The organism is Pseudobacter ginsenosidimutans (assembly GCF_007970185.1).
Classification (GTDB): Bacteria; Bacteroidota; Bacteroidia; order Chitinophagales; family Chitinophagaceae; genus Pseudobacter; species Pseudobacter ginsenosidimutans.
Genome location: NZ_CP042431.1, coordinates 2,602,681 through 2,626,560, shown reverse-complemented (window position 1 = coordinate 2,626,560; position 23,880 = coordinate 2,602,681). Strand labels below are relative to the sequence as shown.

Annotated in this window: 18 protein-coding genes; 2 read left to right on the top strand and 16 right to left on the bottom strand. The window is 45.3% G+C overall.

Annotated features, from left to right (window positions below; genetic code table 11):
- Positions 1–39 precede the first annotated feature (39 nt).
- Both FSB84_RS10725 and FSB84_RS10720 read right to left on the bottom strand, forming a co-directional pair.
- The gene (locus FSB84_RS10725) at positions 40–525 is read right to left on the bottom strand and encodes a cupin domain-containing protein (protein ID WP_130541560.1); all 486 of its coding nucleotides are present in this window, start codon (positions 523–525) and stop codon (positions 40–42) included.
- A gap of 35 nt (positions 526–560) precedes the next feature.
- Positions 561–731, bottom strand: coding sequence for an aldo-keto reductase family protein (locus FSB84_RS10720; protein ID WP_207234263.1), 171 nt, complete (start codon positions 729–731; stop codon positions 561–563).
- A gap of 218 nt (positions 732–949) precedes the next feature.
- Here FSB84_RS10720 and FSB84_RS10715 point away from each other — a divergent pair, with 218 nt between their 5' ends.
- Complete coding sequence (locus FSB84_RS10715; RefSeq protein ID WP_130541561.1) at positions 950–1,843, top strand: helix-turn-helix domain-containing protein; 894 nt, start codon at positions 950–952, stop codon at positions 1,841–1,843.
- 116 nt (positions 1,844–1,959) lie between these two features.
- On the opposite strand, the gene FSB84_RS10710 is transcribed toward FSB84_RS10715, so the two are convergent.
- The 12 genes from FSB84_RS10710 to FSB84_RS10655 all read right to left on the bottom strand — a co-directional run bounded on the left by FSB84_RS10710 (position 1,960) and on the right by FSB84_RS10655 (position 19,587).
- Entirely contained in the window at positions 1,960–3,402 is a 1,443-nt protein-coding gene (locus tag FSB84_RS10710; protein WP_130541562.1) for an FG-GAP repeat domain-containing protein, read from the bottom strand.
- Between the two features lie 26 nt (positions 3,403–3,428).
- Entirely contained in the window at positions 3,429–4,745 is a 1,317-nt protein-coding gene (locus FSB84_RS10705; RefSeq protein WP_130541563.1) for a MutS-related protein, read from the bottom strand.
- A 7-nt stretch (positions 4,746–4,752) separates the two neighbouring features.
- On the bottom strand, positions 4,753–6,132 hold the full coding sequence (locus FSB84_RS10700) for a MutS-related protein (protein WP_130541564.1): 1,380 nt from the start codon (positions 6,130–6,132) through the stop codon (positions 4,753–4,755).
- 2 nt (positions 6,133–6,134) lie between these two features.
- Positions 6,135–8,558, bottom strand: a complete 2,424-nt coding sequence (locus tag FSB84_RS10695; protein ID WP_130541565.1) for a Gldg family protein — start codon at positions 8,556–8,558, stop codon at positions 6,135–6,137.
- 27 nt (positions 8,559–8,585) lie between these two features.
- Positions 8,586–9,512: an ABC transporter ATP-binding protein gene (locus FSB84_RS10690; RefSeq protein ID WP_130541566.1), complete on the bottom strand. Its 927-nt coding sequence runs from the start codon at positions 9,510–9,512 to the stop codon at positions 8,586–8,588.
- 18 nt (positions 9,513–9,530) lie between these two features.
- A complete protein-coding gene (locus FSB84_RS10685) occupies positions 9,531–10,073 on the bottom strand; it encodes a protein-disulfide reductase DsbD domain-containing protein (protein WP_158643844.1) in 543 nt (180 codons plus the stop codon).
- 137 nt (positions 10,074–10,210) lie between these two features.
- Entirely contained in the window at positions 10,211–11,776 is a 1,566-nt protein-coding gene (locus FSB84_RS10680; protein WP_130541568.1) for a PKD-like family lipoprotein, read from the bottom strand.
- A 36-nt stretch (positions 11,777–11,812) separates the two neighbouring features.
- Complete coding sequence (locus FSB84_RS10675; RefSeq protein WP_130541569.1) at positions 11,813–12,493, bottom strand: DUF4843 domain-containing protein; 681 nt, start codon at positions 12,491–12,493, stop codon at positions 11,813–11,815.
- A gap of 24 nt (positions 12,494–12,517) precedes the next feature.
- Entirely contained in the window at positions 12,518–14,032 is a 1,515-nt protein-coding gene (locus FSB84_RS10670; protein ID WP_130541570.1) for a RagB/SusD family nutrient uptake outer membrane protein, read from the bottom strand.
- Between the two features lie 23 nt (positions 14,033–14,055).
- Positions 14,056–17,427: a SusC/RagA family TonB-linked outer membrane protein gene (locus tag FSB84_RS10665; RefSeq protein WP_158643843.1), complete on the bottom strand. Its 3,372-nt coding sequence runs from the start codon at positions 17,425–17,427 to the stop codon at positions 14,056–14,058.
- A gap of 348 nt (positions 17,428–17,775) precedes the next feature.
- A complete protein-coding gene (locus FSB84_RS10660) occupies positions 17,776–18,939 on the bottom strand; it encodes a FecR family protein (protein ID WP_130541572.1) in 1,164 nt (387 codons plus the stop codon).
- 57 nt (positions 18,940–18,996) lie between these two features.
- Entirely contained in the window at positions 18,997–19,587 is a 591-nt protein-coding gene (locus FSB84_RS10655) for an RNA polymerase sigma factor (protein WP_130541573.1), read from the bottom strand.
- Between the two features lie 170 nt (positions 19,588–19,757).
- Between FSB84_RS10655 and FSB84_RS31010 the strand changes: the two genes are divergently transcribed.
- Positions 19,758–19,946 carry a hypothetical protein gene (locus FSB84_RS31010; RefSeq protein ID WP_165434911.1) on the top strand — a complete coding sequence of 63 codons (189 nt, stop codon included), beginning with the start codon at positions 19,758–19,760 and terminating at the stop codon, positions 19,944–19,946.
- A gap of 77 nt (positions 19,947–20,023) precedes the next feature.
- Here the strand turns inward: FSB84_RS31010 and FSB84_RS10645 are convergent, their stop codons facing one another.
- Positions 20,024–22,528 (bottom strand): cation-translocating P-type ATPase, encoded by a 2,505-nt coding sequence (locus FSB84_RS10645; protein ID WP_130541574.1) that lies wholly within the window; start codon positions 22,526–22,528, stop codon positions 20,024–20,026.
- A gap of 105 nt (positions 22,529–22,633) precedes the next feature.
- Positions 22,634–23,671, bottom strand: a complete 1,038-nt coding sequence (locus FSB84_RS10640) for a hypothetical protein (RefSeq protein ID WP_130541575.1) — start codon at positions 23,669–23,671, stop codon at positions 22,634–22,636.
- Positions 23,672–23,880 lie beyond the last annotated feature (209 nt).

Genomic DNA, 23,880 nt, shown 5'->3' with positions numbered 1-23,880 from the left:
AAAAATGTGAGCAAGATGGCAAGATTCAGAACTGTCGCCCTACCTCCTGTATTCCTCTTCAGATACAGACTCCAGCCAGATAGTCTCTCCTTTTTCCCTGCCGGTAATAGCAACCTGCACAAATTCAGTTTCTGTACTGGCTCCATGCCAATGTGGAATACCAGGCGGGCATTTCACCACATCCCCCTTTTTCACAATAACTTTCGGACTTCCTTTCTCCTGGTAATAACCTATGCCACCCAGTGCCAATATAATTTGTCCGGCCGGATGCGAATGCCATTTGGTTCTGGCTCCTGCAGCAAATGTTACGCTACCCACCGCAGTTTGATTGAGACTGTCGGCCTCTACCAGCTTATTCAACCATACCATGCCGGTAAGATTATCATTGGTTATTTGTTTGCCCTTTGAAAAAACAGGTGCTTCCGCCAGTTCTGAAGAAGTTTTCTGTAACGGTTCATTTTGCTGATTACAGGAAAATGAAACCACGCTCAGAAGAAGTATTATAGCTACGTTATTAAAGTTCATAATGATTGGATTTAATAGACTGGACTGATAGAATTTCAGCCAACCGCCCCTTCATTCTCATAGGAAGCAGCAGTATCTATCAATCTATAGCCCACTTGTAATGCATCCAATACACTTCTTTCACATTCATCAAGATCATTCGCCTGGAAAACTCCGAAACCCAGGATGGGCATTTCTACTCCATTGTTCAATTTGATCTTTTGCATATTGTTCCTTTTTATTGTACAAAGGTCATTGGTTTCCTTCGCTAAAATGGCAGACAGATCACTGGTATGCTTATCCAGATTACTGATTAACATTTTTTAAGTACGAAGAGCGTTAGAGAGGAGCCTTACAAAGATGTTATACTTTATCTCAGGGAGCCTTATACCAATTACTGGTATGTTATCAATATTACTTATCAGGCAATGAAATCAGGGAAGAAATGGAAAATGTATTAAGATTCAATACAATAAGCGAAAATAACGCTTTCAATAAAAATGAAACGCTCCACCCGTTGGTAAGTGTAGTGGATCTCTCGAAAGCAGATCCAAGAAGAGGATCACGCATGTATTTTGGATTTTATACAGTATTTCTGAAAGAAGTTAAATGTGGGGACCTGACCTATGGCCGCAATACCTATGACTACCAGGAAGGCACACTGGTATTTCTTGCCCCCGGCCAATTTGCAGGCGTAACAAACAGTGAACTATATCAGCCAAAAGGATACGCATTGGTTTTTCATGAGGATCTGATTCATGGCACTGCACTTGGCAAGCATATGCGTGAATATTCTTTCTTCACATATGAAACACGTGAAGCGTTGCACTTGTCAGACCGGGAACGACAAATTGTTTTGGATTGCTTTGAGAAAATAAAATATGAGCTTGAGCACTCCATCGACAAGCATGGCAGGAAGTTGATCGCTTCCAACATTGAATTATTCCTGAATTACTGTCAAAGGTTTTATGACCGCCAATTCATCACACGCGAAGTTGCCCATAAAGGAATATTAGGAAGATTTGATGAACTGCTTAATAACTATTTCAAATCTGAGCAAACACAGACTATCGGACTACCTTCTGTTGCCTGGTGCGCGAAAGAACTGAATCTATCTGCCAATTACTTTGGAGACCTGGTGAAGAAAGAAACCGGAAGATCAGCACAGGAACTTATACACGCAAAAATCATAGACCTTGCAAAAGAAAGGATCTTTGATCTGAGTAAGACTGTCAGCCAGCTATCGTATGAATTAGGGTTTAAACATCCTGCACACTTTACAAGACTATTTAAGCAAAAGGTGGGCGTTACACCAAATGAGTTCAGATCATCCAATTAGCATCAAAGGATCGGATTATATGAACCGAAACTCAAGAAAAAACGGAAGCCTTTCAGCTCCCGCTTTTTCTAAAATTTCCGCAGGCCATCCACTGCATTCTTTCTCAGATGGATAATCTAATATTCAACAGAAGTCAAAAGATTCACTTCGTCTTTGGCAACTACTCCCTTTACAGCAACTGCCTCTACAGGATTCTTCTTTCCCAGCATTACATACACAAACCCGCGATGACGTAGTGTCAAATATTTCTCTTCCGTGAATTTGCCATAGAAATAGTTTTTCATGGAAGGGTTATCGGCAATTCTCTTTCTTAATTTTTCAATACCGCCTTCCCATTCCAGCATACGACCGGGATCCTTTCCGGGAGCCTGCAGTCCAAAATCTTTCAGATAACCCCATGAAGCCAGGGAATCGATCTCATACCCATTCAAAGCAGGGAGTGACAGACCTATCACCAGGTCTTTCACACCATCATCATTGTAATCGGTAACAGCAATATTCGGCTGGCATCCCGGAAAGGTTTTGTATACGTCCGGCACCGTGAACAAAGATTTCGCTTCTTCGAAACGCAGGCCTTTATCAGTTTGCACACCCCGGAAGAACACAACCGGATCTTTTGTTTTTCTCTCTCCGTACAAGTGGGTCACCAGCAGGTCAAGCACACCATCCACATCCCAGTCTACCGGTGTTACAAAACTTTTGATCACTCCTGAATAAGTGAAATATGAACCGCGTTGGGATTTAGCTTTTTGAATTTCCTCTTCCGATGGCCTCATCACAGAAACAGGCAGCCCGTCCAGTCCCAGCAGGTATTTGCGCAGTCCAAACTTTGGAACTTCTTTCGTTCCCACATTCAAAGCCACTTTCATTTCACCGAAGCCACCTACAAAAAGATCCGTCAGGCCATCACCGTTAAAATCCGCAAAGCCTGCAGAAGTATAGTTCCAGTAATTATTGCTCCTGGGATCGAGCTCTGATGAAACGCCTGAGAAACCAAGATTACCTTCAGTATATCCTTCCTGGTCTACGAACTGCCTCGCCTGGAATCCATCTTTTCCACCTCTCCACCAGTTGATCTGACCGGGATTATACTGACCAGACAACATATCCATATATCCATCATTATCCAGATCGGCAAAACGCGGATGCGTACCAATGCAACACCACTGATAAGAAGTCATAGTGTCTCCTTTTGCATCTTTAGCGTAGAAATATTTACCGGAGAACTTTGGTTTTTTGTTTGACCCTTCATTGAGGTACACTTTGATATCGGATCCTGTTTTTCCGGTTTCAAATTCACCCAACAGCAAATCCATTTTTCCATCTTTGTTCCAGTCGAAAAAAGCAGGATAGGCAAGCCCGTGCTTTTCAGTTCTGATCTCCTGCTCAGTTCCTTTGAGCAACTCAGGCTGATCCAGCACAGGCGCACCGGGAATATTCGTATTTATGATTTTTCCAATCACAGGAAACCCGGAAGATCTGATCCTGTCATCCGCAGACTGCGCCAGTAAGGAAGCTGGCAGCATTGAAAGTGATAATATCCTGAATATATTTTTCATCTTTTACATTTTTAACTTTTTTAAAATCAGTTTCCTTTGATCATTTCAAGTATCCCTTCATTCATTACGATCATCATACCATGACGATCACTGGTGATCCCTTGTTTCAGTGTATACGGATATACAGGGATATTTCCGCTCATTACCGTAGGCATATAAGCAAACTGCAGGTTGTGATAAGAGGCCAGCGCTTCACCTACCTCGATGATATGCGTCGAGATCACGAAAATGCAATTATGGTATCTGGAAAAAGAAGCCGTCACAGAGAGCGTGGCATCATAAGCGTCCTTCACATTCGTTCCCTTGAACAGCTCATCAAAGATCACCACCATATTCCTGCCACTGCTTACTTCTTCAGCCGCCTTTTTAACCCGCAGCACTTCTGCATAAAAATGACTGTATCCCATATTCAGGTTATCTGAAACATTGATACTCGAATAAAGGCCATCGCGAACAGAAAACTGCATGCCGCGGGCTGCCACGGGAAAACCCATATGAGCGAGATACACCGCAATACCCAGGGATTTCATGAAAGTGGATTTACCGGCCATATTGGCGCCGGTAAGAAAAAGAACATTGCCGGCACTATTAAGATGTACCGGATTGGCAACCGCCTTATCCAGTGCCGGGTGCCATAAAGCATCGGCCTGCAACACAGACCTTGTATGAGGAAAAGCCATGGCATAATCCAGCTTACTTTCCTGTGCCGTTGCACTAACGGCAATGTATACGTCAATTTCATAAACAGCATTCAGCACCAGTTGCATTTCTTGACGGAGCGTATGCCTCAGCAAATGATCGTACCTGATCAATTGCAGGGTGGTAACCGGTTCACCCTCATGTTGCCTGACCCACTCCAGTCTGGTATCCGCAAGCACAAGGCTTACACTTTCCAGCTCCTGTTTCCAGGGATTTTTTTCGCCGTCTATCAATGCAATCAACCCAGACAATTGCCTGAGCATTTCAATAGCAGCCTGCATGCCAGCAGACAGAACCATAAACTGCTCATCGCGCAGGAATATGCCCATCGCTTTTTTTCGCATAACGGAGAAGCCAGATCGAACCAGGCCTGGTGCAACGCCTCCGCTCAAATATTCCTCTGCCAACCTGAATGCTGCCGGCTGAAACGGGAACACCAGCTCCTTTTCCTGAAAATACCTGAACAGGCTGCTCCTTCTGTTGATAGCAACCGGATCAGTCAAAGGCTGCTGAAACATAGCATCCAGCAGTCTTTCGCCTCCGGGTGTTCTCACTTTACTGAACAACCCGTAAATGGAATTCGGCTTATACTTCCCCAACAGGTTCAGATCATCCGTCGTTTGTTTGTCTGCAACAAAACTCATACACTGTTCAGGTTTTAAGAGCTGTTAAAGAATGAATGGTTTTCTTTCCTTCCAGTTTTTCCAGGCCGGCTTCCAGTATCTCCAATATCTTTTCATTATTGATGATCACCATACCATGCCGATCGTTGGTAATGCCCTGCTCCAGGGTATAAGTGTATACAGGGCGGGTACCATTCATCCTGGTAGGCAGGTAGAGGTAAGCGATATTATTGCAGCGCTCTTTCAATACATCACCCGCCTCGATGATATGGGTAGAGATCACAAAAATGCTATCCTTCCTCTCTGCAAATGCAGTAGTAACAGCAATCGTGGCGTCATAAGCATCTTTAACATTCGTGCCCCGGAAGAGCTCGTCAAACACCACGTAAATTCTCTTCCCCTGCCCCAGTTCATGCGCAACTTTTTTGAGGCGCAACACTTCTGCATAAAAATGACTGGCCCCCATTCCAAGATTATCAGGAAGATTGATGGTTGTATAGATCCCATCCAACACGTGAAAACGCATGCTTCCTGCCGCAACAGGAAATCCCATATGGGCCAGGAAAATCGCTATACTCAGGGATTTCATGAATGTTGATTTACCAGCCATATTGGCGCCGGTCAAAAAGATCACATTGTTCTCCTTCGTGATATGGATATCATTGGGAATGGCATTCTTAATGGCAGGATGATACACACCCTCCAGCTGCAATTCACTATTGCCAGCCGGTAGCGCTACCGGGAACACATATCCGTTTTCCCGTGCCACACGGGCAACAGAAAGATATACATCCAGCAAATAGATATGCCGGAGAAGTTTTTGTATTTCGTCACGAAATTTAAAACGGAACACTCCATCATATTCCGCCATCACAGCCTGCGTGAGCTTCACTTTTCCCTGCAGTTCCCAAACCTGTTTCAAGGCAGGCATATTGAGCAGCGCCTGTATCGATTCCTTATCGGAACAATACAATTCAGCATTCATCATTTGCGACGACGCAATGAAACCCGACAGTTCCTTCAGCATGGCAGCCGTGGCGGCAATGCCTTTATGGATGGTGGCTGTTTCTGCATCCGCCGCAATCATATTACTCAGCTTCCTGGTAACGGATTGCTCATGTGCAGAAAGCCTGGTGCGTTCATCAGTATTACTGAGATAGGGATCGATAGCTTCAAAATGTCCACTTGTCAAAGGAAACTCAATCCGCTGCTCTGAGAAGTAACGGATAATACCACTTCTCTTATTGATGGCTGCTGCATCTGAAAGCGGATGACTGAACATATCTTCCAAAACCATTGCACCACCCCTGGTGGCGCAACGGTTGAACAACTGGAAGATCGAATCATCACCATACCTGTCGAAAATCTTCAGATCTTCCAGTGTTTGTTTATCAGTACTGAATGCCATGATTATTTCCTTTTACGTCTGATCAGCAATACAGCACCTGCTGCTAATAAGATCGCAGGAAGCACCCAGAGATAAAGTATGCGCAAGAACTTTACTTTTTCGATGCTTGTGTTCACTTTCTTATCCTTCGCTTCAGGACGACTGGTATCGATCGGGAAGTCGCCATTACTCATCCACCGAAACAAAGAAGTACTGAAAACGAAATTTGCGGTACGCTGACGCCCCATTTCTTTATTGCTCAGAAAGTCTGCATCACCGGACACTACAATGCGCTGCTCTTTGCCATTGATCTTACGGCTCAGACCAACTACCATTGTGAAAGGACCTTTCACATCCCCGGCAGCAGGCTCATAGATTACAGTCCCCAGGCTATCACGACGGGTACGCTTTTGTTGACCTTCAGCTTCATTCACTGTGTAATAGATCATACCGCCTCTCCTGTTATCCTGTTCCTCATCTTTTTCATCAAATGAAACCCTGGCGTTGATCATCGTTTCGAGATCTATCGGCCGCGTTCGGCTCCAGGTGTTTTTGGGATTGGTCTTTACCAGCGCTGTTACAACAAACGGCCCATTATCCGCATAGCTCAGACTGGCAGCACCTGGCATGGTAAGCCTGAGACTATCTTCAATAGTGGATTCGAGCAGCTTGTAAAAAGGCTTTGCCTCCTTTTGAACGAAGGCCGAAACGAAATTCGGCGCATCATTTCGGCTGGATTGAATAATGGTTCCTTCATTCAACTGAACACCCAACTCCTGCAATAATGGGTTGAGCACAGCTTGTTTTCCCGGCTCTCCTGCAATCATGAGATTGCCTCCATTACTGATATAGGTTTTCAATTTCGCGAGCGCTGAAGCAGACAGTTCAATTTTCGGGTCAGCCAGCACTACCGAAGAAATATCCTTTGGAATATCCTGTGTTTCCAGAGACACGTTCATCACATCAAAGCCCTGGTTGATCAGTGAGTAACGGAAGGTTGGCGTATTGGTCAGCGTTTTATAATCGCGGTCGCCACTCTTATCGATCTCGCGTTCCAGCTCGCCTGTAATGAAGGCGATCTTCGGCAGGCTTGCCTTTTGAAGGCGCAGCAAGGCAGCCGCCACTTCTGTTTCCGAAGGCCATACATACATATCATCAAATACACGCAGCGCGGTGGTACGTCCTTTCCATTTAAGCTGCATCACAAACCGGTTGCTCTCACCACGGAGATCGATCTGTTTACGGATTTCCTGTGGCGTCAGAAGCCCCTTCATATCCACATCCCGGCTTTTGGCAAATTGCTCTGCTACTTCTTTCAGGCTTTTACCGGGATAACGTTTCATCATGGGACCAGGCACAGTATCGTAGTAGCGAATGATCTTCAGATCAATATTGTGCTTGAACCTGCGATAAGATTCCCAGCGGGACTCATTGTTATTGTATGCGGTAGGACTTCCCAGGTAAAAGAAATTATCCAGCAGGTTGGCATAAGCAGTTACCTCCAGCGGTTCATCACCCAGGTCTTTCACAATTTTCTGTACCCGGGGTGTGAGTGTATTGGATTTATCCAGGGTAGTGTCCCAATAACCAACAAATCCGGGAATGGAAGAAACATATCCAATGAATAATGCCGATGCAACCACAGCCAGATAACGCATAACCTTAACCGATACCGGCTTGGATTCCATTCCTGATCTGATCCTGAAGATACTCAGTCCTAAAAAGATGTATATGATGATAATGAAATAAAGAACATCCTTTGTAGTGATGAGGCCGCCCAGCATTTTTTGGGTGCGTCCATTGATTGCGAGATAATACGTGAGCTCTCTTACAAAATCAATATCCTGCCACAGCCTGCCGATATAACTGAGAATGCCGATCATTACGAAAGTGCTGATGGCAGCCACCACCTGATAGCTGGTTAAACAACTCATGAAAAGGCCGATAGCTGAATAAGCCAGCAGCAACAGGAAGAAACCGAACATCGCAGATAGCAGCATGCCGGTTTCAGGATGCTGGATATGAAACATTCCAGCCACCATAAAAAAACCAACAATAACCACCAGTATCAGGCTATACGCCATCATGGCAATGTATTTCCCAAATACGATCTCATATACCTTGATGGGCGATGAATAGAGCAGCTTGATGGTTCCGCTGTTCAGTTCGCGGCTGATCAGGCTCATCGTCAAAAGGGGCATGTAGAGATAAAGGTTTTGCATGATGTTGCCGAACAAGCCCTGCTGACTCAGGAAGATCCAGTTGGTAACACTGGTAAAGAATTCACCCACGTTGCCTGACATTTCGATATTGCGGGTTACCATATCCAGCTGTCCCAGATAAACGATGCCACACTGGATCAGGAATACGATCATCAGGAACCAGGCGATCGGAGAATAAAACAAAGTACGCAACTCTGTTTTCGCTATTTTAAGAATGACTTTCATGGTTTAATAATTATAGGAAGAACCGGACTATTTTTTTTGAGTGGATAGTTGTTTGAAGATCTCATCAAGCGCAGTTTTATCGAGACTGATCTCGCGCAGGCGCCAGCCATACTGCACACTGGCGGTTACCAGTCTTTCCGTGATCTCCTGGTCTCCGCTGAAATACACACGCACCTGTCGTTCTGTGAGATAATCCACTTTTGTTACACCCTGCACCTGCTGCAGCTCTGATGCGGAGGGAGGATTTTCGAAATGAATGAGCACACTGTGCGGTTCCACATAATTATTGAAGGCATCCATCGTATCGGCAAATACAATTCGCCCGCTTTCGATCATCTTGATCTCTTTGCAAAGCAGTTGGATTTCCGAAAGGATATGAGAAGAAAAGATAACTGCGCGATCACGGGCAATATCCTTGATCAGTGCACGCACTTCGATGATCTGATTGGGATCGAGGCCATTGGTAGGCTCGTCCAGCACCACCAGTTTGGGTTTATGAACGATGGCCTGCGCAATGCCTACACGCTGGCGGTAACCGCCGGAGAGATTCCGGAGCAGGCGATGACCGAAATGATCGATACCACAACGGAGTTTCGCATCTTTCACAGCTTCGTCCACTTTTTGATCAGGCATCCTGCGAAGGCCCGCACAATAGTAGAGGTATTCATCCACCGTAAGGTCCATGTACAATGGAGGGTTCTGCGGCAGGAAGCCAATCTCCTGTTTCGCACGCTCAGGATGTTCACGCATATTGATACCATTGATGAACACATTGCCTTCAGTCTGATTAAGCGCGCCACAGAGAATATTCATGGTGGTGGATTTGCCTGCCCCGTTGGAGCCAAGCAATCCCACAATTCCACTACGTCCGATTTCCATATTGATGTCGCGGATCGCCCAGCTATTGGTGTAGCGGTGCGATAATTTTTCTATTTTAACAATGGGGTCCTGCATCCTGATAAATTGATTGGTTTAATAATTACGCATATTTATTTTTACGGCCACTGTATCAGTTACGGGAGGAAGGCATTTCTCTTCATCACATGTCTGGTAATGGACTGTTACATGGATGATCCTTTCTTTCTGGTAAGCCAGCTTCCCATCCTTTCCCTTGCCCGTGTATTTCACCGGCTGCACAAACTTCACTTCATTACCTATGTATACATCAGTACCTTCTTTGAATACTATTGGTGGCGTGATAAGCCCTCCGTTCTTTTCAAAGCCATCAGAGAATTCAAATTCAACTTTGGTAGGTAACCAACCAGCAGCCATATTGCCATCGGTTTCAGCGTATCCATACCATCCTTCTTCAAAACTGAAAGAGATGGTGATGCGGCCGGAATCATTGAGCCCCATGGATCGTGGTGCTTTGATGGAATATTTCACAGGTCCTTCCGCATTGCCTGCAATAACAAGTTCGTTATCCATCTTCACTTCTTTTTTTGCAGGCTGCTGCGCACCAGCTTCTGTTATCAAGAGCAGCGCAATGGCCAACAAACAAATTGTCTTCCTCATTTTTGAAACTTCATTTAACTGTAAAGGGATCATATTTTTAGTTGTTCATGGCAATAGGGAGCGTAAGCCGGGGCCAAGCCCCGGCTCCGGTATAAAACACATGAGAGTAAAACAACTTGAAAAGTCAGCTACATCAACTATAGCCCTTTGATATCTGCATCATAGATCTTATTGAAACCAGTGTATGTAGTATAAGAGATCACATCGCCTGTTGGTTCATCAAGTTTCAGGCTGTACAGCGTACCCTGGTTGTTCTTGTACACAGCCACCAGCATGATCTTATTGTGATTGTAATAATTCACCATCAGTGAACCTGAAGGATTCTGATTCGGCTTCAGGATCTTCATCATAGTGATATCGCCATCGAACACAATGGGATTCCCATTCTGCAATCTCAGTTCATTGGATTTTCCGGCGAGTGTTTCATTGTTGTTGGCCGTGTAGCGATATACTTTTGTTGGGGTAGCATAATAGCACATCGCAACCTGGTTATTTCCGAAGGCATGGAATATTGCATCATTGATATTGGGCAATACCTGCATATCATATTTTGCAAATGGGATGTCCACGTCATTGCTGGCAGACCAATCGAGCTCCGCCAGGTATTTATTGCCATTCGCTTCTTTCATCACTGCCAGGTAATGAGCCTGCCTGGCTCCCCTGTCTACATACACAAGGTCCGCATTCATGGCAGCCATGTTGAAATACTTCGCTGTAACAACCTGGCTGATACCGCTGGTAACCTTATCTGTAAACTGGACGAAATTATTCGTGTTGGTGCATGTTACAAACCCCCGTGTATTCTTATCGAAAAAGAAACCCTGCACACGGGCATTGGTGCCTACTTCAAAGAAAGGAGTTGCAGCATAATATCCTTGCGCTGCAGGCAGCGGAACAGGGAATACTTCATAGCTACCGTTCACTCGTCCGAATAGCTGACCACCATCTACAGCATATACAACCTGTCCCTGCGGCTGGATACTCTGCGGTTGTCCCGCATTCACACCCGGCATGAACATATCATTCCAGGTACCAAGTTTTGAAAAATCAGCATAGCTGATCCAGGCTGCTCCTGCATCGGTAAGAGCCACCACCCTGGCCCTGTTGATATCGTAGAGGTAAGCAGTAACTGTTTGCACAACGGTAATACCCTTGCCTGGTATCTTCTGATTGTTATTGAGGGATGAATAAAGATGGGGGATCGAAACGGTTGGCATCGTTCCTTCGGTGACCCGGAAATCCGTTGCCTGGAGCAGACCGATATCACTTTGAGTGTCGTCTCCGTGAAGCACCATCAGTCCTGTATACTCAGATGTGATCCTGAGAGCGGTAACCGGCGAATAAAATTCCCTGCCACTGGATATTTGCTTGGCATGAAGGCGAATACTGTAGGTACCTGTTGATGGCATCAGCCCGTTCAAAGAAAATACATGATCGAGCTTCTTACCTTCAGCAAACTTGTAAAAGCCGATATAACTGTTGGATGGTGTGAAGTTCACATCCCATTGCCATTGAATGTCCGACTCGGGTATTGCTGTTTCTATTATAGGCTCGATGGTCAATTGCTTTCCTGCTCCCACTTCATAACTGGTGAAAGGGAGGGAGATATCCATTTCTTCCAGGTCAGAATATTCATAATTGCCTTTGTCTTTGTAGCATCCAACCAGCAGCAGCACTGCAAAAAGATAATATATAGTTCTCATAATAGTTTGTACGCTTTTTCAGGTTAGAGTTTGGGGTTACTTTCCGTTGGCAAACCGGAATGGCAGGCCATTCTGTTCACAATAGGTATTCAGTTTCCAGAGGTTGTACAATGCGTCTACATGTCCCCAGTTGTAGCTGTTTGAATACGTAGTTGCTCCGCCTCCCCTGATATCATCGTCATTACCGAACACGGTAAACAGCACTTCATGTTTGGCTTCGGAATAAGCACCACACTGGTTATCGTACCACCAGGCAGGTTTGGTGTATTTATTGGTGATGATCACAGTGCACCTCAGGTTGGTGGCAAGGCCGGTCTCGAATTCTCCCGCGGAACGCAGGATAAAGGTGACAGTATCTGTTTCAGTAACCAGGTTGGGCGTTTTTGTGATCTTCAGTTTGAAAGCGCCCCTGATAGAATCGGCAGGCACAACAGGATCATCTATCTTGTAGGATGTTTCAGGATTTCGTTTGTCTTTCAGCACTTCAACAGTGAACTTACGGTCATGATCAGCTGTTTTTCCGGCCATTTGCACAGGCACCTTCACATTGAACTCGTTCTCATTTGCCGGCAGTTTCTTAAAGGATGCCATCACCAGGGTATCCACATTGGCGAACCATAATTTATTGGAAGTATTCCACAGGTCAAGCGTTTCCTTGCTGCATCCTGCCAGGCAGGCGCTCAAAGTGATGATCAGTATATACTTGATATATTTCATAACATCATTTCTTAAGTTGATTAATTACCGGTTACCGTCTTCATCATCCGGGCGATCCAAAACGTAAGCGTTCTTCAGGAACATGGCAGAAGTTTTATAGATCGCCTGGTTAGCCGCAGATGCGAGGTCCAGGTCCTTTCTTTTCTGGAAGAACCATAGCCTGCCTTCACCGATGAACTCTTTCTGATACTCCTTCCTGATCTCGATATCCAGATCTGTACGCGTAATGGCTGGACTGAGCGGCATATTGGCGAGACCACGTTTGGAGCGCACAGAATCCACATACAATCTCGCTACTGAAGGATCTGATTCACACTCAGCAGCTATGTAATAAATTTCAGCAGTGCGTATCAATGGTACACGCTCCTGGAAGAAACTATACACAGATGTGATGCCGGTTACCTGGTGGAATTTATTGCTGACCGCAATGCTGCCACTGTAGGAAGTTGCAAGGTTATTCTTTCTCAGATCGGTACTTCCTTCGAATATTGTTCCGGAAGTACTGTATGCGTGAGGGCAGAGGGCAAATGAACTCAGGCGTTTGGTTCCCTGGTAAATAAGCCCATCCTGGTAATCATTTATCAGTTTGATATTGAGTGCAAAGATCGTTTCGGTTGCATAGGTCTTGTCCTGCTCTGAAGTGGCAGCAGTCGGCGGCACTACCCTGGTGCTTTTCACCCAGGGGAACCGGGCAGACTGATCAGCCATGATCTCTTTGGCCTGTAGTAATGCGTTCACCTTATCGCCCTTCCACATGTAAGCGCGGGCCAATGTAGCAATGGCTGCATAATAATTGAAATTGAAGCGGCGGTTATGATAAGACGCCACACCAAAGCTGGAATAGGAAGAACCAGGCAGTGGTGCCAGCACCTCCGGAGGTGTTGTTCCCATGTGCATAGGGTCGTTCACCAACAACTTTTTGGATGCTTCAAGATCCCTGATGATCAGCCCCATTGCGCTGTCAACCGTTAACATCGGGCTGATCATGGTAGTGAGCTTATCAATATAGGGAATGGCGGGCGTATTGGCGCCACCGGAAGCATAGGATGGACCATATAAACATAACAATTCAAAATGCAGGTAAGCTCTCAGGCCAAGCGCCTCACCTTTGACGATATTGTAATTGTCGCCACTGAATATGCCTTTATTGCCATCGATGGTTTCCAGCAGGGAGTTCAGGTTGGCGATCTGTTTGTACACACCAGTCCAGATCGGATTGAAAAACGTAACGATCCCGGTCCAGTAATTAGGATTGGTCTTCTTGTAACCATAAGTGGCAAAGGTCCTGTAGTTACCAGCCATACCTGCTCCGTATGTGCCTGCCATACATTCCACAATTCCCCAGGTAGTTTCCCGGCCGTACAATTCGGGTTTGGTGAGATTGGCATACACGCCGGTGAGCGCCTCCCTGTACCCACGCTCAGAAGAGAAGATCTCCGAACGGTCGAGCTCAGAAGTGGGTTTCACATCCAGCCATTTCTTGCAGGAAACTGCCGTGATCACCAGGAATGCTATCAGAAAATATTTAGATGATTTCATTGTTCTGTACAATTTGAATATGACTAAAAAGAAGCCTGAACCTGGAATGAAAAGTTGCGCGCAAACGGATAGTCTGTACCACGCTCGATCTGAATGCTGGAGAGACGCACCAGTTCATTCATATAAAAAGTCAATCTCAGGTTGTCCATTCCCGCTTTCTTCAACCAGCGCTGCTGTATAAAATCGTAAGCAAGATTGAGAGAAGAAACATAGAGCTCATTATCGCGCTGCACAAATCGGGAAGTAGGCCGGGTATTGACATCAGAAGTTCCTCCGGTAAGCGTAAGCACCCTGTATTGTGCAATATCACCGGGCTTGCGCCATGATTCCAGGATACGTTTGTCCAGGTTATCCATTCCCGTTACATTCTCAACCCTTTCAACTAGGGTGGAGTTGTAGAGATCTCCTCCATAGCGGTATGTACAGGCAACCGAAAGTGAGAATCCCTTGTAACCTGCATTCAGCCCCAGTGTTCCGTTGAGTGTTGGATTCTTGTCTCCAATGATCGTCTGGTTGGCTGTACTCCATAAGAATGTATTATTACCATCTTTGTCCACAAACATTTCTTCGCCGGTAAGCGGATCGATGCCCAGGGAACGTACACCCCAGATAGCATCCATCGATTGCCCCTCGATCAGGTACACAGCGGGGCGGCGGTAAGTATCCCTGTTGAATCCGGTTCCGCCGGGATTAATGTTCTTATCCGCATCCTGCTTCTGGTTCCAGGTAGTGAAAATGTCATATACTTTCTGCAACTTATTCTCGAAATGAGCGCCGGTGAAATTGAAAGTCACCCAGGCTCTTTTGCGATCATCACGCCAGGGCGTTACCCCCACTGAAAATTCATATCCTTTATTCAGGATCTCTCCCACATTCTCTTTGTAAGTATTGAATCCCATAGATGGTGGGATGGTCATATCCACCAAAAGGTCTGTAGTAACGCCTCGTGAATAATCGAAACGGAGTGTAAGGAAGCGCTTCACCATCATATCGAAACCAGCATTGAAGTCCATCTTCTTCTGCCATTTCAATGAATTATTAGGCAGCCCCTGCAATTCAGCACCCAGGCTATTATTGTAAACGATGCTGCCAAAAGTGTAACGGGCCCTTCCCTGGAAAGGATTGAAGTTCTGTGCACCGGTATAGCCATAGGATGAACGTAACCTCAGCTGGTTGATCCAGGTAATATTATTCATGAATGGTTCCTTGTGCAGGTTCCATCCAACGCCCAGCGACCAGAATGCGCCCCAGCGGTTATCAACTCCAAACATGGATGAACCATTTGAACGGATGCTGGCATCAAAGAGATAACGGTCCTCATAGGAATAACCAAGGATACCAACCACCCCTATTTCACGTACACGGCTATCCGAACCCGTTGGTTTTGTGTTCAGCGCATATTTGGTGGCGAAAGTAATATTGTCCACATTATCATTTCCGAACCCTTCCGCAATCACCGTAGTAGATACATCTCTTCTCGTGTTGAGGTTCCAGGTGGCATTGGCCAGGATCTGATGGCCGCCGATCATCTTATTGTAATTGATGCCGATATTGGAAATAATGTTCTGATTATAGCCGTCACCTTTCGTATATGTCCCTTTCCGGTCAGACATTCCATTGGCATCGTAGTTGATGAAACTGGTATGGCTGGGAGGCAGGAACACATCAGAGCTGCTTTCATTCCGTGAATAGGAAATACTACCGGTAGCGCGTATTGCAGGACTGATCCGCCAATCGATATAAAAGTTGTTGATCAGCTGGGAATAACCACTTTCCGATTTCACATTGAGGCCTGCATTGTAAAGCGGATTGTACACATTACGGTCCGGGCCGTTGTAGAAAGGATACAGCCCCATCACTTTCACCAGGTTTCCATTGTCATCAGTAGGCTTATAATACTGGTTGAGTTTGGCATACTCCGAAAATGATCCGTAGGGCGAATTGGTGGAAACATTCCTGTTGAACTCCAGCTGATTCCTGAAGATCAGGTTACGATAAGTATAGGAAAGTGTTGTAAAAAGCGCCATGGTATTCCTTCCTGAGCCTTTCATCACACCGTCGATTTTATTGTAGGTGATGCCTGCCTGGTAGCGCATATTATTGTCGCCACCTTCCAGGTTGAGCGCATGTTTGGTAGAGAGGCCGGTTTGCAATGGCTGACTCAGCCAGTATGTGTTCACCCCGCGCAGTACATTTTCATAATTGGTTTTATAAATAGCATCCCTTTCCTGTACATCGGCAGCACTGAAGGTGAAGCGACTGTACATGCCGCGTTCCTTTTCAAACGCCAGCTTATCTGCTGCTTCCATCAGGTTGTAGCCAGAGAGATCGGGAGCTTCAATGGCCGCATCGCCGGAGTAGGAAATACGCAGCTTGCCTTTGGCAGGCCTGATAGTTTCGATCACCACCACACCATTGGCCGCCCTGGAACCATAGATGGCTTTGGCAGCAGCATCTTTCAGCAGGGTTACACTGGCAATACGGTTCATGTTAAGATCGAATACCCTTTGCAAGGTTGTTTCAAATCCATCGAGGATGAAGAGCGGCTGATTGGGATTACCGCTGAAATCGCCCTGAAGATTGGGTAGGGAGCTCTGGCCACGCATCTGGATCTCAGGCAGACGGTTGGGATCGGAGCCCAGGCTGAGATTCTCCATCACCCTGAATGAAGGGTCCATATTTTTTAAACTCTGCAGTACATTCTTGTTACCGGCCTGCAATAGTTCCTTCTGCGTATAGGTAACAGCAGCCCCGGTGAAACTTGTTTGTTTTCGGTCTACCATCCCTGTTATAATCACTTCTTTAATGGAAGTCTCCGATTTCTTCAGGGAGATCAGGGGGGCATTGTTTGACCTTACACGGTGCTGGAACTTTTCAAAACCGATGAATGTAATTTCCAGCAGATCATCCATTCGGGCCTTCACGGTAAACATACCATTCTTGTCTGTAGCAGATCCTTGTTTTGTTCTCAGAACCGTTACATTGGCGCCGGTAACAGGGTCATTGTTCGCATCCACTACCCTGCCTCTCACAATAATAATGGTATCCGCAACGGGCGGTATTGGATCTACCAGGATGGAAGGGGAAGTGCTGAGATAAGACTTTGAAGAAACTACAATGGTTTTGCCTTCGATCACATATTTGAGCGGCTGATCTTTGAACACAATGTCCAGCAGATCCTGCAATGGCATGTTCTTCACAGAAAGGGATACATCCTTTGCCTTTGCCAGCAGTTCTTTGTTATGTAAGGTTACATAACCGGTTTGCTTTTTGATCACAGCAAACACTTGCTTAAGGGGAATTTCTTTACCCGATAAAGTAACCGACTGCGCCCGGCCTGTTTCGGCATGCACCGTGAGCAAGGCAACGGTCATCAATAAAATGGTCAATTTCATAACCAGCAGGGTTTTGGTAATTGTTCTTTTCCAGGCATGCTTTTTCAGTTCCATAGCCTGGCAGAACCCAAAAGGAGAATTTCGCATACCTTTGGGTGAGTTTTGGTTGAAAAAATGGTTAGACGTCATTTGAATCGGCCAAACTATCTGCCGGGAGTGGTTCCAACACTTCCGGTTTTTTATGGCTTTATCTTCTTTATGTATACGGATCATCGATCCGGGATATCAGCTGAAATTCTTCACTTTGCCAGACGATATTATTTTTCAGACAATACAATCCTGTAGCAGCGTGTTTCACGCGTCCTGCAATTTGATTTGAAATGATAAGGTGGGATAAGTTTTCTACTCTCAGGGAAGTATTGTAAGTTTTCTTCCTTCGAGTTTGTAACGGACGCCAAGCTCTTTCAATACATTCATCAATCCATTCAGCGTAATGTCTTTCGACATCTCTCCTTCCAATTCTATATTCGGTATGTCTTTTTCGTAAATAACCTCGATATCGTACCAGCGCTCCAACTGACGCATAGCTTCTCCGAGTGATACATCTTCAAAGTTGAACAATCCAGCCTTCCAGGCCATTACTTTTTCAAGGGCCACTCCTTTGGTAATGCTGATGGTTTGTTGTACAACAGCCTGTTCACCGGGTTTGATTATCACACTTTGTGCGCCTTTGCTCACCTGAACTGCGCCTTCGAGAAGTGTAGCCCTGATCTCAGTTTCATTACTGTAGCTATTCACATTGAAGCTTGTTCCCAATACTGTTACTTCAGCCCTGTTATCTGCGGAAACAATAAAGGGCCTGATATCTTTCTTGACTTCAAAGTATACTTCACCTGTGATCTCCACTTTTCTTTCAGCTCCTGTAAATGAAGTGGGGTAGCGGATAGAGCTTGCCGCATTCAACCACACTCCTGTTCCGTCCGGAAGGGTAACCTGGAACTGTCTTCCCTTGGGAGTGGACATCGTGTTGTACAACATCTCCTGTCCCTGCCCTTCATACATCAAAGCGCCGTTCACCACTTTGGCTCTCACACCACCCTGCAGCGCAATCTCACCGTTTTGAATGGAGTCAAGTGAAACCCTGGATCCATCGGCAAGTGTGAGAATGGCTCCGGTTTTGCCTGGTTGTATCTCGATGCTGTCCGTGTTAGCAATACCCTTATCCTGATTGAGTTTCGAGGGCTTCAGGTAGAAATAAACAACAGCGCTCAACAACACAATGATGCTCGCAGCAGCCCACCATTTACGAAGGAAATGTACACGGTGAACAACAGGAGCCGACTCAATCCTTTCCTCAAACTTATCCACGTTAAAAACCTTTGTGAGCACAGGTTCCCATCTATCTGCATCATAAGTCTGCACCTGATCTTCCACGAGCAGCAATTCATACAGCGCATCAGGAGTCAACTCCTGGTTGGTGACCAGTTCATTGAACCGCACACTTTCTTCAGCAGTCAGTTTTTCTCCCTTGCGGTGCTTTTGAAGGATCGCTATGATCTCGTTTTTTGTCATACAGGTTACTAATTGTGTATTGAGCGTGGCATTAGGACTATGGAACCGGAAAAAAATTTACAAAAAGATCCAGCATAACAGGATACTGATAGTAAAGCCTGCTTTTTCTGCAGATTCCCGGATGGATTTCAGGCTGGCTACAAGCGTATTCTTCACTGTATTTGGGGAAATATTCAATTGTGCAGCGATCTCCGGGATCTTCAAGCCGTCTACTCTGCTCATCCGGAATATTTTCTGTTGCGCTGGCGTAAGCCGTCCGATAGCTTCCTGAATTGTCTTCTCCAGGTCCCTGAGGGTAAGAAGCTCTTGAATTTCATTCTGCGAGCCCGGAGCAGTTTGTTCCAATTGTGCTATTATCTGTTGTCCTTTTGTTTGCCTGCGGAGATAATGGAAAGTTACATAGGAGGCGGTTCGATAAATATAAGTTTGAGGGAATTCAACATCAGTCAGCTTTTCCCGGCTGATCCAAAGGCGGGTGAAGGTTTCCTGGATCACTTCGGTTACCAGGGACTCGTTTTTAGTGATACTTCTGATAAATGGCTCAAGGCGGGGAACATAATGACGGTAGAGTTGAGCAAATGCCTGCTCATCTCCATCAGCTATCTGTTGCAGCAAGGCCTTATCCGTATATGTCTGGTCAATCGACAATCAATGCAATTTCGGAAAGACGCAAACTATAATAAAAAAATTGATTTTTGGGATCGCGCTTAGAAATAAAAGGGGCTACCCCCGAAGTCAAACAGAAAACTTCCCGCAGCAATTGCGTAAGGATCAACCGGATTCTAAAAGGACCCCAGTGGTAATAACTGTATATCATTATGGATACTCGCTACATCCTCCGGTTTACAGAGTGTGGTCCCTGGATTCATAATAGCGGCCGTTCCGCAGGCAACGCCCATACGCAGAACCTCTTCCAGATCCGCACCTCTGCCACCGGCATCGTAAGTATAGAGCCCCCGCCACCAATCACCCCCAGAGATATGCCGATCAACAGAGAAGCGATATAGCCGAACAAATGTATCATTTATTTTTAGCAAAGGTCGTTGCCCTTACTGAGGTTGTTGGTGATAATAGTCACTAACTGCTATATAACGCTCCGCCTCGTTTTCCTGTAAAAAAATTTTACAATTTCCACCCAGAACGTTGAAGCCAACGCAACCATTGCACAGACACCTGCCATTGCAGACGATATCTTATTCAATGAAAAAAGCTCCCTTACAGCAGGAACATATAACAGGCACACGATAAACAATAAGGTAACCAGGGCCACCAGTGGAACCAGTATATTCCTGTAGCGAATGGTTTGAAATACGGAATAAATGAACGACCTGTTCAATTGTGTAAGAAAGATATTGCAGAAAAGAAGTGTAATGAAGATCACTGTCCTTACCGTCTCCGGCGCCTCCCCAGCCTGCAGATAATGATATCCAAGACCAAGGCATCCTATGGTAATGGCAAGTCCCTGCAGTATGCTAAGGAACAATTGCCGGAAATTGAGGAAACTATAACTGATCTTTCTTGGCGGCTGGTCCATTATCCCCTTTTCCACTGGTTCATTCTCATAGATGATGGAACAGGTTGGCCCCATAATGAGCTCAAGAAAAATGACATGAACGGGAAAGAAAATATCAGTGAATGACCAATGCAGTAACAAAGGAATTGTTACAATCGATATGATTGGGATATGGATCGAAATGATATACCTGATGGCCTTCTTCAGATTATCATAGATTTTTCTTCCAAGAGCGATGGCATCGGTCATGCCATCCAGTTCATCATTCGCCAGAATTAAAGAAGCTGCATTCTTTGCCACTTCGCTGCCCCGGTTTCCCATGGCAATACCGATATGAGCTGCCTTGAGTGCAGGAGCATCGTTTACACCATCGCCCGTCATCGCCACTATTTCACCGTTTGCCTTCAACGCATTCACGATTTTCAATTTGGCTTCCGGGAACATTCTTACAAAAATGGAAGTTGTTTTTACCTTTTGCTGCAGTGTTTCCGTTGGCATGCTCTTTACTTCTTCACCGGTAAGAATGTCTCCGCCGGTATCCAAACCTGCCTGCCCGGCAATTGCCAATGCCGTACCTGAATAATCTCCTGTTATCATTTTCACCTGAATACCTGCCTTCCTGAACGACTGTATAGTTTGTGCAATTCCAGGTTTGATGGGATCTTCAAAAACAAGCAGGCCGAGAAATTGAAAAGTAAAATCCTCCTGTTTTGCCGGCCAGGATTCATAATTACCATCTGCCTTTCCTACTCCCAGTACCCTGAAACCTTTACTGGCATATTCCTGGTTTTTTTCCAGAAAGAATTTTCTTTTCTTTTCATCGAGATCACTGCATTTCAAAACAGCTTCGGGCGCTCCTTTCACAGCAATCACCGTCCTGCTTCCCGCATCATTCCTGAATACATGCGTCATCATGGGAGGAACACCACCCAGTGGATATTCGTGCACCTGGGTGAAAACCGGGCGCAGGTCTGTTTTTGTTGTTGCTTCATACAAGGCATGAATGGCTTTTTCCATGGGATCGAAAGGAGTGGTTTCGCTGGACCACATGGCGTATTCCAATAATTCTGCAGGCGGCAATTCTTTATCATTTACCGAAACTTCATTGTCTGCCTTTGCATCATACAAGGCAACTATCTTCATCTTATTCTGTGTAAGGGTGCCAGTTTTATCCACACAGATCACAGTTGCCGTGCCCAGGGTTTCAACATACTGCGGCTGTTTTACAATCACCTTCCTTTTTAACAAACGGTATGCACCCAGCGCCAGGAAAGTTGTGAAGGCAACAGGTATTTCTTCGGGCAGGATGCTCATTGCCAAAGTAAGGCCCTGCAAAAAAGCAGCATTGAGATCCCCTGACAAACTATAATTGAATCCTATTACGATAACAAAAGCAACAATACCAGCCATCACCATCAACTTAACGAAGCGTCTGATCTGTTGTTGAAGCGGAGTTTTCTCAACTGCCACTTCCTGTAAGGATGCACCTATCTTACCAAAGCGCGTAGCCGGCCCTACCGCAGTTACAAGCACCTTACCTGCCCCTGATGTGACCAGGGAACCTTTGTACACCAGCCTATCGTTTTCAGGCGATTTGGCAATGGAAAAAGCTTCACCTGTGAGCACGGATTCATTGATGGAAAGATCATTCGATACAATCAATTCTCCGTCTGCCTGGATAATGATCCCCTCTTCCAGCAGCAATATATCTCCTACCACAATTTCCTCTGAAGGAACCTGAGTCAACTTTCCTTCCCGGATTAATTTTGCACGGGGAGACGCCAGCTTGTTCAATGCCTTTACAGCATTGGCACTGCGGTAATCCTGGAAGATGGAAATTCCACTCACCAGGCAAATAGCGGCGAGCATAATAATTCCATCCTGGTATTGCCCCAAAGCAAAATAAATGATACAGGTTATCAGCAATAACAGGAACATCGGTTCTTTCACGATACCCCAAAGCACATCCCCAAAAACTGATCGTTTCTCGCTTTGAGTAATATTACTGCCATGCTGAAGCCTGCTCTGCTTCACCTGAGCTGGTGAAAGCCCCTGATCTGACGGAGTGTTTTCCATCCAATCAATTTACAGATAATTATTGCAATCTGATATTCTGTTCTTTGACAGATTAAGCCCCCGGATAACAACCTGCTGACTTTTGGTCAGAGCATATAAGGCTGATCATTTTCTAAATCCAGGCGGATTGTCGATAAGAGATTCCAACTTGCGAAAAGAATAATGAAAATTATACGGATCATCCGATGCATTGAATTGCCCTCCATCCCTGACAGTTGCCTTACCTGGTCTGAGTAAGATACTGTTGCTGTAATTGGGATCTTCCAATATTTCAAAATCATAAATAACCTTTTCCAGTTTATGATTTTCCGATCTCTTAAAACTTCCCCACTCATTATTTTTTAAGCTTTTTGGTTTGCTCCAAAATTCAGTACGACCTTTCTTCGGCGTGATGATAAGCTGATTTCCAATAACAGCATAAGTGCCGGTTTCATAAACAAAATATATCTCTGTTGCACTTGTTAGAAAATTCTTTTTGCGAAAACTGTATGTACCATCCGCATTAAAGCTGTATTCCTTTCTCAGGTATCCGGCTGTATACTGCTGCCAGGCATTTTTTTCCAGGCCATAATCTACCCATAGGCCTGTCAAAGCCGCCACTGAATTGTTATTGGCAGTATTTGCTGTGCCGCCATTTGTATTGCCGGTTTCGTTCTTTCCTGCTTTTGAAAGTGAGAGTGAATGAATCAGGGCTACCAGATCTTTCTGAAATTTATTTGTATTGGTCATCAGCACCACGGCCGTGGTTTGTCCACCACCGGAAGCAGATAACAAGGTAGCATTCCCGGCATTGGCGCCATCTGTATAATCTGCATTACCGGAAACGATCTCCCACCCATTATCATTCACTGTATCCTGCATAGTTGGTTCTCCGGAAACATTTACAGTAGCTTTTACCATTTTATTCCAGTAATAACCAAAATTATCATTCACAGGCCCCCTGGTTGCTGTTGATTTGATGAGTAACGCTATGGCATACCCGCCAGTGCTCTTATCTGCCACCATCAATTGTTTCCCGCCATTTACTTCCTTTTGTTGCCAGCCTTTGGGCAGATCGTACGTCAATACATCATAAGTTTGCCTTTGAGCAAAGGATGTGATGCAGGCCAGCAGGATTATTGAGAAAGAAAAAAATTGTTTCATCTGAATGATTTTTAGCAGGAACAGTTCCTACAGAATATAAAACTAGGCTCATTTTAAGGCACCCGGAATCCCTTAAAAAGGCCATTTTGAGGGCAAAGAGAGCAATACAACCCACTGTGTACTTTCAGCACATCTGTAAGGTCATAACAGACTCTCCACTTCCTTTCTACACGTTATGTCGAAAATTCTATATTTATTTGCTTTTTACC

Bases quoted from the DNA above. Each gene is read 5' to 3' on its own strand.
- FSB84_RS10695 (WP_130541565.1), bottom strand. From the start codon at position 8,558: ATGAAAGTCATTCTTAAAATAGCGAAAACAGAGTTGCGTACTTTGTTT.
- FSB84_RS10725 (WP_130541560.1), bottom strand. From the start codon at position 525: ATGAACTTTAATAACGTAGCTATAATACTTCTTCTGAGCGTGGTTTCA.
- FSB84_RS10675 (WP_130541569.1), bottom strand. From the start codon at position 12,493: ATGAAATATATCAAGTATATACTGATCATCACTTTGAGCGCCTGCCTG.
- FSB84_RS10685 (WP_158643844.1), bottom strand. From the start codon at position 10,073: ATGAGGAAGACAATTTGTTTGTTGGCCATTGCGCTGCTCTTGATAACA.
- FSB84_RS10640 (WP_130541575.1), bottom strand. From the start codon at position 23,671: ATGAAACAATTTTTTTCTTTCTCAATAATCCTGCTGGCCTGCATCACA.
- FSB84_RS10680 (WP_130541568.1), bottom strand. From the start codon at position 11,776: ATGAGAACTATATATTATCTTTTTGCAGTGCTGCTGCTGGTTGGATGC.
- FSB84_RS10665 (WP_158643843.1), bottom strand. From the start codon at position 17,427: ATGAAATTGACCATTTTATTGATGACCGTTGCCTTGCTCACGGTGCAT.
- FSB84_RS10720 (WP_207234263.1), bottom strand. From the start codon at position 731: ATGCAAAAGATCAAATTGAACAATGGAGTAGAAATGCCCATCCTGGGT.
- FSB84_RS10660 (WP_130541572.1), bottom strand. From the start codon at position 18,939: ATGACAAAAAACGAGATCATAGCGATCCTTCAAAAGCACCGCAAGGGA.
- FSB84_RS10645 (WP_130541574.1), bottom strand. From the start codon at position 22,528: ATGGAAAACACTCCGTCAGATCAGGGGCTTTCACCAGCTCAGGTGAAG.
- FSB84_RS10670 (WP_130541570.1), bottom strand. From the start codon at position 14,032: ATGAAATCATCTAAATATTTTCTGATAGCATTCCTGGTGATCACGGCA.
- FSB84_RS10705 (WP_130541563.1), bottom strand. From the start codon at position 4,745: ATGAGTTTTGTTGCAGACAAACAAACGACGGATGATCTGAACCTGTTG.
- FSB84_RS10700 (WP_130541564.1), bottom strand. From the start codon at position 6,132: ATGGCATTCAGTACTGATAAACAAACACTGGAAGATCTGAAGATTTTC.
- FSB84_RS31010 (WP_165434911.1), top strand. From the start codon at position 19,758: ATGGATACTCGCTACATCCTCCGGTTTACAGAGTGTGGTCCCTGGATT.
- FSB84_RS10715 (WP_130541561.1), top strand. From the start codon at position 950: ATGGAAAATGTATTAAGATTCAATACAATAAGCGAAAATAACGCTTTC.
- FSB84_RS10710 (WP_130541562.1), bottom strand. From the start codon at position 3,402: ATGAAAAATATATTCAGGATATTATCACTTTCAATGCTGCCAGCTTCC.
- FSB84_RS10690 (WP_130541566.1), bottom strand. From the start codon at position 9,512: ATGCAGGACCCCATTGTTAAAATAGAAAAATTATCGCACCGCTACACC.